Source organism: Massilia hydrophila (assembly GCF_020208145.1).
GTDB lineage: Bacteria > Pseudomonadota > Gammaproteobacteria > Burkholderiales > Burkholderiaceae_D > Telluria > Telluria hydrophila.
Genome location: NZ_JAHYBX010000027.1, coordinates 1 through 764, shown reverse-complemented (window position 1 = coordinate 764; position 764 = coordinate 1). Strand labels below are relative to the sequence as shown.

Annotated in this window: 2 protein-coding genes; both read right to left on the bottom strand. The window is 36.9% G+C overall.

Features of this window, described 5'->3' with window-relative positions:
* The coding region (locus LE190_RS22175; RefSeq protein ID WP_225240592.1) for a chorismate synthase at positions 1–354 on the bottom strand (354 nt) is incomplete at its 3' end.
* Positions 355–558: 204 nt separating this feature from the next.
* Positions 559–764: carboxyvinyltransferase (locus tag LE190_RS22170; RefSeq protein ID WP_501039621.1), on the bottom strand; the 206-nt coding region annotated here is incomplete at its 5' end.

Here is a 764-nt window from a genome sequence, read left to right as displayed (position 1 = left end):
ACGGATACCATATTTCATCTGATAGGTGAAATCAGCATGGGAAGGTCTGAAGATATCTTTGATATGTGTGTAATCTTTCGAACGCTGGTCTTCATTTGGAATAACAATTGCTATTGGTGTTCCCGTTGATTTCCCCTCGAATACGCCAGATAAAATCTGTGCGGTATCACTTTCTTTTCTTTGTGTCGTGATCTTAGATTGACCTGGTTTACGTTTATCGAGCTCAGACTGGATAAATTCCTCGTCTATTGTTATATTTGAAGGGCAACCATCAATAATTACACCTATAGCTTTGCCGTGTGATTCGCCAAAAGTGCTAATTCTGAATAAATCGCCAAATGAATTTCCTGCCATAAAAATTAAATTTCAATAAACTTAGATAAATTTGCCTTTAAATGCAATTCTAAAGCACCAGACTGACTACAAATTTATGGATCTGTAACTCGTATATGGCCTAATAGATTACATCACAATTTTCTGTCCCAGGCTAAAGGCTATCTGGGAGATTGAATAATAAAACAGAGATTAATGTTAATGTTAATCCCTGTTTTTTATATGTTAGTCAATTACAAAAGCTTGCGCTTGTAAATGTTTCCAAAAATCAGGATATGATTTTTCTACAACTTGAGGTTCAGCAATCTTGATTTGGTCAAAAACTAAAGCCAGCGGCGCAAATGCCATCGCCATACGGTGATCCTCGTAAGTGTCGAAGGTCACATCTTCAGGCTGATATACCTGTGCTGTTTTCAGGTGATAAGTATCAC